8 protein-coding genes are annotated in these 14,942 nt (G+C 66.8%); 5 read left to right on the top strand and 3 right to left on the bottom strand.

What is annotated here, in order from left to right; genetic code table 11:
* Positions 1-4: 4 nt before the first annotated feature.
* Together ACODSC_RS13850 and ACODSC_RS13845 are read right to left on the bottom strand one after the other, a co-directional pair.
* The gene (locus ACODSC_RS13850) at positions 5-1,651 is read right to left on the bottom strand and encodes an alpha-amylase family glycosyl hydrolase (protein ID WP_488814572.1); all 1,647 of its coding nucleotides are present in this window, start codon (positions 1,649-1,651) and stop codon (positions 5-7) included.
* A complete protein-coding gene (locus ACODSC_RS13845; protein ID WP_488814571.1) occupies positions 1,648-3,456 on the bottom strand; it encodes an alpha-amylase family glycosyl hydrolase in 1,809 nt (602 codons plus the stop codon). The genes ACODSC_RS13850 and ACODSC_RS13845 overlap by 4 nt, the downstream gene beginning before the upstream one ends.
* A 290-nt stretch (positions 3,457-3,746) precedes the next feature.
* On the opposite strand from ACODSC_RS13845, the gene ACODSC_RS13840 reads away from it, so the two are divergent.
* Both ACODSC_RS13840 and ACODSC_RS13835 read left to right on the top strand, forming a co-directional pair.
* Complete coding sequence (locus tag ACODSC_RS13840) at positions 3,747-6,584, top strand: TonB-dependent receptor (RefSeq protein WP_488814570.1); 2,838 nt, start codon at positions 3,747-3,749, stop codon at positions 6,582-6,584.
* A gap of 185 nt (positions 6,585-6,769) precedes the next feature.
* A complete protein-coding gene (locus tag ACODSC_RS13835) occupies positions 6,770-8,044 on the top strand; it encodes a sugar MFS transporter (protein WP_488814569.1) in 1,275 nt (424 codons plus the stop codon).
* A 65-nt stretch (positions 8,045-8,109) separates the two neighbouring features.
* Here the strand turns inward: ACODSC_RS13835 and ACODSC_RS13830 are convergent, their stop codons facing one another.
* Positions 8,110-8,679, bottom strand: a complete 570-nt coding sequence (locus ACODSC_RS13830) for a TetR/AcrR family transcriptional regulator (RefSeq protein WP_488814568.1) — start codon at positions 8,677-8,679, stop codon at positions 8,110-8,112.
* 171 nt (positions 8,680-8,850) lie between these two features.
* On the opposite strand from ACODSC_RS13830, the gene ACODSC_RS13825 reads away from it, so the two are divergent.
* The 3 genes from ACODSC_RS13825 to ACODSC_RS13815 are packed head-to-tail and all read left to right on the top strand — an operon-like array spanning position 8,851 to position 14,762.
* The gene (locus ACODSC_RS13825; RefSeq protein ID WP_488814567.1) at positions 8,851-10,053 is read left to right on the top strand and encodes an efflux RND transporter periplasmic adaptor subunit; all 1,203 of its coding nucleotides are present in this window, start codon (positions 8,851-8,853) and stop codon (positions 10,051-10,053) included.
* Between the two features lie 3 nt (positions 10,054-10,056).
* Entirely contained in the window at positions 10,057-13,329 is a 3,273-nt protein-coding gene (locus tag ACODSC_RS13820; protein WP_488814566.1) for an efflux RND transporter permease subunit, read from the top strand.
* Positions 13,329-14,762 carry an efflux transporter outer membrane subunit gene (locus tag ACODSC_RS13815; RefSeq protein ID WP_488814565.1) on the top strand — a complete coding sequence of 478 codons (1,434 nt, stop codon included), beginning with the start codon at positions 13,329-13,331 and terminating at the stop codon, positions 14,760-14,762. The genes ACODSC_RS13820 and ACODSC_RS13815 overlap by 1 nt, the downstream gene beginning before the upstream one ends.
* Positions 14,763-14,942: the final 180 nt, after the last annotated feature.

Here is a 14,942-nt window from a genome sequence, read left to right as displayed (position 1 = left end):
CCCGTCATCCCGCGTCCGCGAACAGCAGGCCGGCCAGAGGCTTCAGCGTCGAACCGTCCGCCTCGCTCCAGTTGACCGCCTCGATGCGGCGTGCGCCGGCGGGCGGCGACCAGTCGATGGGCGCATGGCTGAGGTTGAAGACGCACAGCAGGCGCTCGCCCCCTTCGGCGCGCTCGAACCGGTGGAAGACCAGCAGATCCTGCGGCCCCTCGACCATCTCCAGCCCGCCGGTGCGCAGCGCCGGATGGGCGTGACGCAGGCCGATCATGCGGCGCGCCACATGCAGGGTCGAGGCGGGGTCCGCCTCCTGGGCATCGACCGCCAGCGAGCGGTGGCGCGGATCGACCGGCAGCCAGGGCTCGACGGTGGAGAAGCCGGCGTTGGGCGCGCCGGACGCCCAGGGCATGGGCGTGCGGGCGCCGTCGCGGCCCAGGGTCTCGGGCCAGTTGGCGATGGCCTCGGGGTCCACCAGCCGCTCGAACGGCACATGGGCCTGGGGCAGGCCCAGCTCCTCGCCCTGATAGACGAAAACATTGCCGCGCAGGCTCATCAGCAACAGCAGGGCCATTTCCGAAAAGGCCTTTTCGTCGCGGCCCTGGGCCCAGCGCGACACGGCGCGTGGCGCATCGTGGTTCGAGAAGGTCCACGAGGGCCAGCCTTCGCCCTGCTGGTCCGGCCACATGCTGTCGCCCACGCCGATCAGTTCGCTCTTCAGCGTGTCGGCGTACAGGTAGAGGAAGCCATAGGCGGAATGCAGCCGGTCGTTTCCGGCGGTGAATTCCTTCATCTCGCGGTCGGCGTGATCGCCGCCGACCTCGGCTACGGTGAAACGGCCCTCATAGCTGTCGGTCAGGGCGCGGATGCGGTTCAGGAAGCCGATGATGTCGGGGTGCGACTGGTTGTAAATCTTGTCCTGGAAGTCGAACGGGCGGGTGCGTTTCTTGCCGTCGTTGATCGGCGGATTGTCGCGCAGGTCCGGATCGTGAATGGCGAAGTTGATCGCATCCAGCCGGAAGCCGTCCACGCCCCGGTCCAGCCAGAAGCGCGCGGCGGCGATCAGGGCGTCCTGCACCGCCGGGTTCCTGACGTTCAGCTGGGGCTGGGAGGCCAGGAAGTTGTGCATATAGTACTGGCCGCGACGCGCATCCCAGGTCCAGGCCGGTCCGCCGAACACCGACTGCCAGTTCGACGGCGGCGAGCCGTCCGGCCGGGCGTCGGCCCAGACATACCAGTCGGCATGCTGGCTGGTATTTGAGGCGCGGCTGTCGATGAACCACGGGTGTTCGTCCGAGGTGTGGGAGAAGACCTGGTCGATGACGACCTTCAGGCCCAGCGCATGGGCGCGCGCCACCAGGGCGTCGAAATCGGACAGGTCGCCGAAGATCGGATCGACGTCGCAATAGTCCGCGACGTCATAGCCGAAGTCCTTCATCGGCGAGGTGAAGAAGGGCGACAGCCAGATCCCGTCCACGCCCAGAGAGGCGACGTGATCCAGGTGCTGGGTGATCCCCTTCAGGTCGCCGACGCCGTCGTCGTTGGAGTCTGCAAAGCTGCGCGGATAGATCTGGTACAGGACCGCGCCCCGCCACCAATCGTGCGCGAGCGCGGGCGCGGCGTCAGCCGGAGAAAGATCGAGAAGCTGGGCGGTCACGGAACGCTCTTGCAGACGAGATAATCGAGGGGAGGGACGCGGACGGCGACGCTGGCGGGGGCCGACGATTCGGCCGCGCAATCGCCGCGCAGAGCCTGCCACCGAAGCGAGGCGGGCTCCACCTCGACCTGAGCCGTAACCGGCGCCGTCGAACTGTTGAACAGCACCAGCACCTCTCCGCCGTCTTCACCCAGGCGCGACAGGGTGAACAGGCCGGGCTTGTCGCCATAGGCGCGCACGACCTGACGGCCGCGTCGCAGGGCGGGTTCGGCGGCGCGGATGCGGGCCATCTCGGCGATGGCCTGGTAAAGGGGAGCTTCAGTGGAATAGGCGGGTTGGCGACCGCCGACCGGCGTCGTGTCGCGATAGACGGGCGTCTGGCTGGGCCACATATCCTGGCGTGAGTTTCCGTAGCCGCCCGCCCCGGCGAAGCCCTGTTCGTCGCCGTAATAGAGTGTGGGCACGCCCCGGCTGAACATCATCAGGGCGTGGGCCAGCTTGATCCGCGCCAGCACCTCGGCGTCGTCAGCGTCAGGATTGGCCTGTTTCACGAAGAAGCCGACGCGGCCCATGTCGTGGTTGCCCAGGAAGGTCGGCAGGATGGCGGCTGTGTCGGCGCCGTCGGCGTAGATGACGTCGGCGTCGAACAACTTGGCCATGGCGTCGCCGCCCGTCTTGCCGGCGGCGAAATCGGTCGCCTGTTTCTGGAAGGGGAAGTCCAGCACGGCCGGGTAGCCGTCCGCCCGCGTGAATCGGGCGGTCACTGCGGGATCGGTGTCGTACACCTCGCCGAAAATATGGAAGTTCGGAATGCCCTTGGCCTCGGCGCGGGCGATCATGGCGGGGATGAAGGCCTGCCAGAACTCCGGGTTCACATGGCGCGCGGTGTCGATGCGGAAGCCGTCGATCCCGTATTTGTCGATCCAGCCGCCGAAGATGTCGATCATGCCCTGGACGACCACAGGGTCCTCGGTCAGCAGGTCGTCCAGCCCGGCGAAGTCGCCGTCCAGACCGCTCTCTCCGGCGAAGGTGCTCTCGCCCCGGTTATGATAGTGGATCGGATCGTTCAGCCAGGCCGGGACCTTGGCGTTCTCCTCGCCGGCCGGAACATAGGGCGTATAGGCGTAATCGGGCCGGGTCAGGCGCGAGAAGTCACGCCCGTCGAAGCCGTCGTTGATCGGCGCCCCGTCCACGCCGCCGCGACGGGTGTAGGGATAGTCGGCGCGGCTGCGGTAGGCGCAGCGACCCTCGGGGCACTCGCGATACTGGATCACGTCGGCGGTGTGGTTGGCGACGATGTCCAGATAGACCTTCATGCCGCGCGCGTGGGCGGCGTCGACCAGGGCGCGCATCGCCGACTCGTCGCCGAAATGCGGGTCGACCGCCGTGAAGTCGGTGATCCAGTAGCCGTGGTGGGCGGCGCCCGTGTAGTCGCCGTGGCTTTGCACCGGCTTGTTCTTGAACACCGGCGCCAGCCACACAGCCGTGGCGCCCAGGCCCTGGATATAGTCCAGCCGCTGGGTCACGCCGGCCAAGTCGCCGCCGTGGTAGAAGTCGGTGTCGGACGGGTCGAAGCCGCTCTTGAGCCGCTCGGCGGGGTAGCCGCCGTTGTCGTTTGACGCATCGCCGTTGGCGAACCGGTCCGGCAGCAGGAAATAGATCACCTCGTCCTGAGGCGGGCGTTGCCGCAGGGCCGTCAGGGCGTCCGGGGCGGAGGTCCAGGCCTGGGCGCTGGCGGCGGTCAGCAGCGCCGTGGCGGCGACCGCCGCGCGCATCGCGGTTTTCACGGACAGTCCGAAGGTCATGGGCTCGCTCCCTGTGCTGTCTGGACGATGCAAAGCCTTCCAGATCGATTTGCAAGATTTTGCAGCAATGGCGCCCCCTGTCAACGCAGGCGAATTTTGCTGCATTGCAGCGGAGCTGATGCACGAAGTGCCTTCAGTACGTGGCTGATGCGTCATAATGACCCGCCATTTTAGGCTTGCAGCAGGCCGATGACATTAACTGCTTGCAAGGTTGATCCATATTTGCATATTTTTGCGACAGCTTCAGATCGCGACGTTCAGAATCGCGATTAGCCCCAGGGAGGATGACCATGTCTCAACGTCTCAACCGGCGTACGCGCCTGCTGTCGGGAACCGCTTTCGGCCTGGCCGCAATGCTGACCGTCGGCGCCGCTCACGCCCAGACCACGCCTGCGCCAGCCCAGGCCGACGAAAGCCAGCCGACCGAAGTCGGCGAAATCGTCGTCACCGGCATCCGTCGCGCCATCGAGGCCTCGATCTCGGCCAAGGCCAACAACACGTCGATCGTCGAGGTCATCTCTTCGGAAGATATCGGCAAGCTGCCGGACGTTTCCATCGCCGAATCCCTGGCCCGCCTGCCGGGCGTGACCTCGCAGCGCCTCGACGGCCGCAGCCAGGCCATCTCAATCCGCGGCCTCGGTCCCGACTTCACCACCGCCCTGCTGAACGGTCGCGAGCTGGTCTCGACCGGCGACAACCGTGGCGTCGAGTTCGACCAGTTCCCGTCCGAACTGCTGGGCAGCGTCGTCGTCTACAAGACCCCGGACGCGGCTCTGGTCGGCCAGGGCCTGGCCGGCACCGTTGACCTCCGCACTGTTCGTCCGCTGGCCTATGGCCGCAAGGCCATGGCGGTGAACTATCGCCACGAGTGGAACGACATCGGCGCCTTGAACTCGGGCACGACCGACAACGGCGACCGCTACACCATCTCCTATATCGACCAGTTCGCGGACGACACCATCGGCGTCGCCCTGGGCTACGCCCACATGAGCTCGCCGTACCAGTCCGAGCGGTTCAACAGCTGGGGCTATCCGAACTACAGCGACGGCAATCTGGTTACGGGCGGCGTCAAGCCCTACGTCATGTCGTCGGAGCTAGAGCGCGATGGCTACATGGGTGTGCTGGAATGGCGTCCGAACGACCGCATCCACTCGACGATCGACGCCTTCTATTCCGAGTTCAAGAATTCCCAAGTCCTGCGTGGCATCGAGTTTCCGCTGGCGTGGGGTGGCTCGGCTCAAAGCGCGGGCGACCCGGATGAAGGAATTTTGCCGGGCTGCGAAATCACTGGAAACCTTCCCGGTGAGGATCTCTGCCGCCCCGCTCCGTCGCTGCGCCCCGGTTACACCGTCGAGGACGGTCTCATCGTCGCCGGCACCTGGGACAACATCAAGGGCGTGGTTCGGAACGACCTGAACAAGCGCGACAGCAACATCACGGCCATCGGTTGGAACACCGAGTTCGTCGCCAGCGACGACTGGACCCTGGGCCTGGACGTCAACTATTCGAAGGTCGAGCGCAACGACATCATCCTTGAGACCAACGCCGGCACGGGCCGCAACATCAACGGCGCCCTGGACACCCTGGGTTTCGAACTGACCGACGACGGCGTGACGCGCTTCACCAGCCAGCTGGATTACGCCGACCCGACGCTGATCCGCCTGACCAGCCCCCAAGGCTGGGGCGGCGACGTGATCCCGGAAGGTCAGGCAGGCTACATGAACACCCCGTCCATCGAGGACGAGATCAAGGCCGTGCGCCTGACGGCCACCCGCCAGCTGCACCAGAGCCCGTTCAAGTCGATCGACTTCGGCTTCAACTATTCAGAACGCACCAAGACCTTCGTCAACGACCAGTACTATCTCGGCGTCCCCGGGGGCGGCGACTTGGCGGTGCCTTCTGAGTTCCTGTTGGACCCGACCGACCTGGGCTATCTCGGCATCTCTCAGGTGCTCAGCTACGACGCCCTCGGCTTGGTCAACAGCGGCGCGCTGAACCTGATCCGCAACCCGAACGCCGACGTCGCCGCCGGCAACTGGTCGGTGGCCGAGAAGGTTTCGACCGCTTACGTCCGCGCCAATATCGACCACAATCTTTTCGGCCTGCCGCTGACGGGCAACGTGGGCATGCAGCTCGTCTATACAGACCCGGAAAGTCGTGGATTCGAAGCACAGCAGATCGGAACAGGCGTTGCCGCAGTCGAGGAACTGACTGGCGGGGAATCCTATCTGGAAATCCTGCCTAGCTCGAACTTCATCTTGGAAGTCGGCGATGACATGTTCGCCCGCTTCGCCGTAGCCCGTACGCTGGCGCGTCCGCGGATGGACGATATGCGTGCTGGGCGGAATTTCTCGTTCGATGCGACTAAGAACAACGACACAGCCACGCCTGAGCAGAACTCTCCTTGGGGCGGCGGCGGCGGCAATCCGCTTCTGAAACCCTACATCGCCGATGTGGTCGATCTGTCCTTTGAGAAGTACTTCGCAAACCGTCGCGGCTATGTCTCGTTGGCTGGTTTCTACAAGCACCTCGAGAGCTACGTGTACACCTACAACCGCATTTTCGACTTCTCGGGTTATCCGACCGGCGGCGTGGTCCCGGTAATCAACCAAGGCATCATCTCGACGCCTGAGAACGGTGAAGGCGGCTGGATCAAGGGCATCGAGTTCTCGGTTTCGGCGCCGTTCGAGATATTCCACCCCGCGCTCGAAGGCTTCGGCGCCTTGTTCAGCGCCTCAATGACCGACAGCGAGGTCCAGCCGGATCCCGCCAATCCGCCCACCGCTGTGCCGGGCCTGTCGGAAGACGTCATCAACGGCACGCTCTACTACGAGCGCTACGGCTTCCAGTCGCGGATTTCGGCCCGCTATCGCTCGGACTACCTGGGCGAGGTCGCCGGCTTCGGCAACGGCCGCACCCTGCGCTCGGTCGCGGCGGAGACCGTCGTCGACGCCCAGATCGGCTACGAGTTCCAGTCGGGTCCGCTGGAAGGCCTGTCGGTCCTGGCCCAGGTCAACAACCTGACCGACGAGCCGTTCAAGACCTTCGAGAACGGCGATGAGCGCCGGACCATCGATTATCAGAGCTACGGCCGGACCTATGCGGTGGGCCTGAACTACCGCTTCTGATTTCTCCCCTGAGCAAACTGGGCCGCTTTGGAAACGAAGCGGCCCATTTTTTTGGCCCAGGAGGCAAGTTTGGTTACACGAGGCCAAATTCGGCTGGACGCGGACGGCGCGATGCCCGAACCACGTCGTCAACCGGACCGCGCGGCACAGCGCGGCCGATCACGTTTCCCAGGGGAACCCATTTCATGACCATTCCGGACGCCGGAAAACGCCAGGGCGCAGGCTTGGCCTTCGCCTATGTCACCACGCTGTTCTTCGCCTGGGGCTTTGCGACCTCGCTGATCGACCCGCTGATCGCGGCGGTGAAGCGCGTGTTCGACCTGAACAACGCCGAGGCCTTCCTGACGACCTTCGCCTGGTTCATCGCCTATGGGCTGATGTCGCTGCCTGCCGCCTCGGTGCTGAGCAAGCTGGGGTATAGCCGCTCCATCATCGGCGCCCTGATCGTCATGGTCGCGGGCTGCCTGATCGTGCCGGCCGCAACGGCCGCCGACTGGTATCCTGGCGTGCTGATCGCCCTGTTCGTCATCGCCTCGGGCGTGACCCTGCTGCAGGTCGCGGCCAATCCGCTGGTCGCCGAGCTGGGCAGCCGCAAGAACGCTTCCAGCCGCCTGAACCTGTCGCAGGCCTTCAACTCGCTGGGCACCACGGTCGGTCCGTGGCTGGGCTCGCACGTCCTGCTGACGGGCGGCGTCTTCGCCGCCGGCGCCGTGGTCACGGCCGCTACCCGCACCCAGTCGCTGCGCAGCATCGACATGGCCTTCCTGGGCATGGGCTCCTTCTTCGCCCTGGTCGCCGTCTTCATCTTCACGGCGCGCAAGAAGATCAACGCCGCCGCGCCGGTCTCGACGGACGCCGTCTCGCCGTTGAAGGCCCTGTCCTCGCCCTGGGCCGTCTTCGGCGCCCTGGCCATCTTCCTCTACGTCGGTTCGGAAGTGGCGATCGGCGGCATGCTGACCAACTTCCTGGAAAGCCCCGACATCCTGAACGCCCCCATCGAGACGGCGGGCAAGATGGTCGCCCTGTACTGGGGCGGCGCCATGGTCGGTCGTTTCATCGGCTCGCTGGTGCTGACCAAGGTCCGTCCGGGCATCGTGCTGGCCTGCTGCACCGTTGCGGCGGCGATCCTGTGCTTCATCGTCAGCCGGATCGGCGGACCCACGGCGGCCTACGCCGTGCTGTCGATCGGCCTGTTCAACTCCATCATGTTCCCAACCATCTTCACCCTGACGCTGGAGCGATCGACCGCGCCCACGTCGGCGACCTCCGGTCTGCTGGTCTTCGGCATCATCGGCGGCGCTCTGTTGCCTCAGGCGGCGGCGCATATCGCCGACACCGCCGGGACCCTGCAGCCCGCCTTCCTGGTGCCGATGCTGGGCTATATCGGCCTGACCGTCTTCGCCGTTGGCTGCATCCGCACCAAGGCCAAGGCGGAAGTGACCTCGACCGCCTCGCACTGAGGCCGGTCGCCGGGCAGGATAAAGGGCGCGGAGGGAAACCCCCGCGCCCTTCTTCATTTCAGACGTCAGCTGTCGATCAGGGACTGGAGGATGGGCGCCAGTCGGTCGCGCATCTCTTCGCACTGGTCCGGCTCGATGTTGAAGCTGCCGCCGCCCAGTTCGCGGCTGACCGACATGCCCATGATGAAACCGGCCAGAAGCCGGGCGCGCACGGTGGAATCAGGTCCGCTGAGCCATTCCTCAAGCGGGCCGAAGAAGCGCTGGGTGCAGGTGGTCTGCACCATCTCCGCCGCCTTGGCCGAGCCGATGGACCGCAGCATGATCGACATGCCCTTCAGCTTCTCGGCCTTCTTGGGTTCGAACACGATTTCATGCGCCACGCGCCGGCCGAAATCGGCCTTCTCGCCCGACATCAGGGCGCTGCCGTCGCCGCAGCTGTCCAGCGCGGCCAGGAACAGGTCGTCCTTGGAGCCGAAGTATCGGCTGATCAGGGCGGCGTCGACGCCGACGTCCCGCGCGATGTCGCGCATGCCCACGTCGTCATAGCTCTCGGCCGCGAACCTTTCGCGTGCTGCATCGAGAATGGCCGTGCGCGTCGCTGCGGCGTTTCTCGGGCGTGGGCCGGGACATAACAAGGGGGTGATACTCCACAGATGAATAACCGTAGATCACATATGGCTTTGTCAACGCCTGTTGACAAGCGCCAGCGCGCCGACCATTAAGTCACCACGCGTTGACAAGGCCGACTCCCCATTGGCCTATGTCCGCACGACTGGGATTTTACCTCCGACAGGGAGATTGCGCAGATGCGCGGGCTGAAGATTGCGGCCGTGTCCGTCATGGTGACGGGTGCGCTATATGGTTGTTCCCCCAAGGCGGAAGCGCCGGCGCAAGGCGCGCCTCCTGTGACGGTCGCCACGCCGTTGCAGCAGAAGGTGGTGGACTGGGACGAATTCACGGGCCGCTTCGAAGCGGTCGAGAGCGTGGACGTGCGCGCTCGCGTCGGCGGCTACATCCAGGCGGTTCACTTCCGCGATGGTCAGACGGTCCAGCGCGGCCAGCTGCTGTTCACCCTGGATCCGCGCCCGGCCCAGGCCGCCCTGGCCCAGGCCCAGGCCCAGGTCGCCCAGATGCAGTCGCAGGTGACGCTGACCCGCGCCAACCTGGCCCGCAGCGAAAGCCTGCTGGCCTCGCAGGCGGTGTCGCAGGCCGAATATGATTCCAACAAGGCCGCCCTCGATGCGGCCCAGGCGAATTTGACCGCCGCCAACGCCGCTGTGCGGACGGCGCGTCTGAACCTGGACTACACCCGCGTCACCGCCCCGACCTCGGGCCGCGTGTCGGACCGTCGCGTCGATCCGGGCAATGTCATCGCCGGCGGTTCGTCGGCGGGCGACGTCCTGACCACCATCATCTCGGGCGGCCCGATCCACTTCGTCTTCGACGGGTCCGAAGCTGTGCTGCTGAAGTATCTGCGTGAAGGCGGCGCCAACCAGGGCGCGGTGGTCAATGTCCGGCTGCAGGACGAGAGCACCTACAAGCACACCGGCCGTCTCGACTTCTCCGACAACGCCGTGGACACCGCATCGGGCGTCATCCGCCTGCGGGCGATCATCCCGAACGCCGACGGCTTCCTGCGTCCCGGCATGTTCGGCAGCGCCCAGGTCGCCGGCGCCGGCTCCTATGACGCCCTGCTGGTCCCGGATTCGGCCATCGGCACGGATCAGTCGCGTCGCACCGTGGCCGTGGTCAACGCCGACGGCACCGTGACGAACAAGGCCGTCCAGCTGGGCCCGATCGTCCAGGGCCTGCGCGTCGTTCGTTCGGGCCTGGCCCCGACCGACCGCGTCATCATCGCCGGCCTGCAACGCGCCGCCCAGCCGGGCTCCAAGGTCACGCCCAAGAACGGCAAGATCGCGCCGGTCGCCGGCGACGCCTCGCAAGCACCGGTCACCCAGGCGGCCCCGGCGTCCAGCGCCTCGTTCGCCAACTCCATCCCCGCTGGCTAAGCCATGAACATCTCCCGCTTCTTCATCGACCGGCCGATCTTCGCGGCCGTGATCGCGGTGGTGATCTCCATCATCGGCATCGCCGCCTATCCGCTGCTGCCTCTGTCGCAGTATCCGGAGATCGCGCCGCCGACGATCACCATCAACGCCGCCTATCCCGGCGCCTCGGCCGAGACCCTGGCCGAGACCGTCGCCGCCCCCATCGAGCAGGAGGTGAACGGCGTCGAGAACATGCTCTACATCACCTCCTCGTCCACATCGGACGGGGCGGTGGCGATCACCGTGACCTTCCAGCCCGGAACGGACCTCGATTCCGCACAGGTGCTGGTCCAGAACCGGGTCGCCCTGGCCGAACCTCGCCTGCCTGAGGCCGTTCGCCAGACCGGCGTCATCGTCAACAAGGCCGAGAGCGGCTTCCTGATGATCCTGGGGCTGACGTCGCCCGACGGCACCCTGGATAACGACTATGTCGGCAACTACGCCAACTCGACGCTGCGGGACCGCCTGCTGCGCATCGAAGGCGTGGGCGCGGTTCAGGTGTTCGGCGGCGGCAACTATTCGATGCGCGTTTGGATCGACCCGGCCAAGGCGGCCGAGCGCGGTCTGACGGGTCCCGACATCGTCGCCGCCCTGCGCGCCCAGAACGTCCAGGCCGCAGCCGGCTCCATCGGCCAGCCGCCCTTCCCCGACAGCGCCTCGGCCTTCCAGCTGCCGGTGCAGGTTCAGGGCCGTCTGACCGATCCCGACCAGTTCGCCAACGTCGTCCTGAAGACGGACGCCGAGGGACGCATCACCTATCTGCGCGACGTGGCGCGGATCGAGCTGGGCGCCCAGGATTACGGCATTCGCGGCTTCTTCGACGGCCAGCGCGGCGTCGGTCTGGCCATCGTTCAGCAGCCGGGGGCCAACGCCCTGGGCACCGCCGAACGGGTCGAGGCCGAGGTCGAGGCCTTGAAGGCCGAATTGCCGGCCGGCATGACCGTCTCCGTCCCGTACAATCCGACCGAATTCGTCGCCGCCTCGGTGGAGTCGGTTCAGCACACCCTGGTCGAAGCGGTCATCCTGGTCGTCATCGTGATCATGGTCTTCCTGCAGACCTGGCGCGCGGCCATCATCCCCATCATCGCCATTCCCGTCGCCCTTGTCGGCACCTTCGCGGTGCAGCTGGCGCTGGGCTATTCGATCAACTCCCTGTCCCTGTTCGCCCTGGTGCTGGCCGTCGGCATCGTGGTCGATGACGCCATCGTCGTGGTCGAGAACGTGGAGCGGGCGATCAGCGAAGGGCTGACTCCAAAAGAGGCCGCCTATCGATCGATGCAGGAGGTCTCCGGCGCCCTGATCGCCATCGGCCTGGTGCTGATCTCGGTGTTCATTCCGACCATGTTCGTGCCCGGCATTCCCGGCATCTTCTACCGCCAGTTCGCGGTGGTGATCGCCTCGGCCTCGGTCATTTCGCTGTTCGTGTCCCTGACGCTGTCGCCGGCCATGGCCGCCCTGCTGCTGAAGCCGCACAAGAAGGATCACGATCACGCCCGCAAGCCGGGCGTCCTGGGCACGGTCGTTTATTATGGCGGCTGGGCCGGGCGTAAGTTCAACGAAGGCTTCGACTGGCTGTCGGACCGTTACGGCCGCCTGACCGCACGTCTGGTCCGCACCGTCGGTCTGGTGCTGATCGTCTATGTCGGTCTGCTGGGCCTGACCGCCTGGCGCCTGGTCGATACCCCGTCGGGCTTCATTCCCGAACAGGATCAGGGCTTCCTGATCGGCGTCGTGCAACTGCCGGCCGGCGCCTCGCTGGATCGCACGGAGGCGGTGATGACCCGCGCCCGCAAGATCATTCAGGACACCCCGGGCGTGGACGGCACCGTCGCCTTCGCCGGCCTGGACGGCTCCAGCTTCTCGTTCGGCTCCAACGCCGCGACGATCTTCGTGCGTCTGAGCCCCTTCGAGGACCGGACCAAGGAAGAAGCCGCGACGGCTCTGGCCGGGGCCATCACCCAGGCCACCGGTCAGATCGAGGACGCGCAGATCTTCGTCATCGCCCCCCCGGCGGTGCAGGGTCTGGGCACCGGCAACGGCTTCTCGATGATGATCCAGGATCGCGAAGGCGCCGGCTATCGTCCGCTGGAAGGCGCGACCTTCGCTATGATGGGCGCGGCCGCCCAGGCGCCGACCCAGGTGAACCAGGTCTTCTCGACCTACAACACCGCCTCGCCGCGCATCACCGCCGACGTCGATCGTGACAAGGCGCTGATGATGGGCGTCCAGCCCAGTGCGGTGTTCGACACGCTGGGGGTCTATCTCGGTTCGTCCTACGTCAACGACTTCAACATGCTGGGCCGCACCTTCCGGGTGACGGCGCAGGCCGAGCCGCAGTCGCGTGACGACATCGCCGACATCGCCAACCTGAAGACGAAGTCGTCGTCGGGGGCCATGGTGCCGATCGGTTCGGTGGCCAATCTGGTGAACGACTCGGGTCCGGCGCGGATCGTGCGCTACAACCTGTTCCCGGCGGCCGAGCTTCAGGGCAATGCGGCGGCGGGCGTGTCGTCCGGCGAGGCGCTGCAGGTCATGGAGAACATGGCCGCGCAGAACCTGCCCCAGGGCTTCTCCTACGAGTGGACGGGCCTGGCCTATCAGCAGAAGGCGGCCGGTTCGGGCGCGACGGTCATCTTCCTGATGGCGGTGGTGTTCGTCTTCCTGGTGCTGGCGGCGCAGTATGAGGCGTTCACGCTTCCGCTCGCCGTCATCCTGATCGTGCCGATGTGTCTGCTTGCGGCCATCATCGGGGTGAACCTGCGGGGTCTGGACAACAACATCCTGGTCCAGATCGGGCTGGTCGTTCTGATCGCGCTTGCCGCCAAGAACGCCATCCTGATCGTCGAGTTCGCCAAACAGGCGGAAGAAGAGCAGGGCATGAACCGCTTCGATGCGGCCGTGGCCGCCGCCAGGACCCGTCTGCGCCCGATCCTGATGACCTCGTTCGCCTTCATCCTCGGCGTCGTGCCGCTGATGCTGGCGTCGGGTCCGGGCGCGGAGATGCGGCAATCGCTGGGCACGTCCGTCTTCTCGGGCATGCTGGGCGTGACCTTCTTCGGCCTGATCTTCACGCCGGTCTTCTATGTGGTCAGCCGCTGGCTGTCCTCGAAGCTGCCGCAAGGCCATAGGCCCAATCCGACCTCGAACCCTGAACGGATCGAGCGTTACGACGAAACCAGCGACCTGACCGATCCGAACGCTCCGGCGCCCGCGACCGGCCGGGGAGGGGACATCTGATGACCCGCACCAAGACCCTTAGCTTCCTGACCGCCGCAACGTCGAGCGCCCTGCTCGCCGCTTGCGCGGTCGGGCCCAAGGCGCCGGTCGCCGACCTGCCTGTCGCCGGCACGGGCGCCTTCGTCGGCTCGACCAGCCCCACCGTCTCGACCGCTGCGGCGCGCGACGACTGGTGGCGGCTGTACGAAGACCCGACGCTGGACGCCCTGATCCAGCAGGCCTTCGCCGAGAACAACCAGCTCGAAGCCGCCTTCGCCAACCTGCGCGCCGTCCGGGCGTCGCTGTCGGAGGCCCGCGTGGGCCGCTTCCCGACCACGACGACTAGCGCCCAGGCCCAGCGCGGTCGCGCATCCGCCGCCACGGTCCAGGGCCTGCCTGCCGGTCAGGACGCGCCCGAGATCGACACCTATGACGTTGGCCTTCAGGCGTCGTACGAGATCGACCTGTTCGGCCGGGTGGAGTCCACCATCCGCGCCGCCCGCGCCGATGCTCGCGCCGCCGAGGCCGCACTGGCCACGATCCAGGTGTCGGTCGCGGCCGAAACCACCCGCGCCTATGCCGATACCTGCTCGGCCAATGCGCAGATTGCGGTGGCCGAACGGACGCTGGAGCTGCAACGCAACACGGCCAACCTGACCCAGACCCTGCTCGACGGCGGGGCCGGCACCGGGCTGGACGTGGCCAGCGCCCGCGCGGCCCTGGCCCAGACGGCGGCGACCCTGCCGACCCTGCGCGCGGCCCGCAACGAGGCGCTGTTCCGCCTGGCCACCTTGACCGGGGTCACCCCCGCCGAGGCCAGCCAGGCCGCCGCCGCCTGTGTGCGTCCGCCCCAGCTCAGCCAGCCGATCCCGGTCGGCGACGGCGCCAGCCTGCTGGCGCGGCGTCCGGACGTGCGTCAGGCCGAGGCCGAACTGGCCGCGGCCGCCGCCCGCGTGAACGTGGCCACCGCCAACCTCTATCCGCAGATCAGCCTGGGGGGCTCCATCGGCTCCACGGCGCTGGAATCGGGCGAGCTCAGCGACGACCAGAACTTCCGCTTCAGCTTCGGTCCGCTGATCAGTTGGTCGTTCCCGAACGTCTTCGCCGCGCGAGCCCAGATCCAGGCCGCCGGCGCCCGTTCGGACGCGGCGCTCGCCACCTTCGACCAGACCGTGCTGACGGCGTTGCAGGAAACCGAGACGGCCCTCAGCAACTACGCCAACGAGCTGGACCGCCGTGCGGCCCTGACCGAGGCCCGCGACCAGGCGGCCCGCGCCGCCGACCTGTCACGCCAGCGTTTCAACGCCGGCGCCGACAGCTTCCTGCTGGTGCTGGACGCCGAACGCACCCAGGCGGCCGCCGACGCCGCCCTGGCCCAGTCCGACGCCCTGGTCACGACCTATCAGGTCGCCCTGTTCCGCGCCCTCGCCGGCGGCTGGCAGGTCGACAGCTGATCGGCTTTCGCTAGCGACGAGAACGAAGGGCCGGGCGACGCATCGCCCGGCCCTTTTTCTTTGAGACGTCTCCTCCCCACACCGTGGGGAGGGGGACCGCGCGTAGCGTGGTGGAGGGGATCTTGAAGTCCCACAGGCGCCTGCGATGCGTCGCAGAACCCCTCCGTCACGGCGCGAAGG

Source organism: Brevundimonas sp. FG128 (assembly GCF_057809775.1).
This window is presented reverse-complemented; position numbering and strand designations above follow the sequence as displayed.